1 protein-coding gene is annotated in these 248 nt (G+C 41.9%); it reads right to left on the bottom strand.

What is annotated here, in order from left to right; genetic code table 11:
• On the bottom strand, positions 1–248 hold a 248-nt coding region (locus SB725_RS33035), incomplete at both ends, for an MCR_0457 family protein (RefSeq protein ID WP_410923678.1).

A 248-nucleotide genomic window follows, 5' to 3' on the forward strand; every position in this document is an offset into this window, starting at 1 on the left:
CTTTGTTTTCTTGCTTTGAGAAACCCATCGTCCAGCTACGAATACCTTGTAGTATCTGGCGATAGTCTTGCTGTGTAGATAAATATTGAATAGCCGCTTTTGGATCTTCTAGAGAAGGCATTAGCTCATGCAGCTGTACAGTGTACGACTTATAGAACCGCTGTTTTTGCTTACCATTTAGCATTGGTGGGCATATCTCTGATAGCACCTGCATTACCGCAATTTCGTGCTTAGTAATGTTGATGCCA

The sequence above is a fragment of the Pseudomonas sp. SIMBA_041 genome (genome assembly GCF_046535095.1).
In the GTDB taxonomy this organism is placed as follows: Bacteria; Pseudomonadota; Gammaproteobacteria; order Pseudomonadales; family Pseudomonadaceae; genus Aquipseudomonas; species Aquipseudomonas mucoides.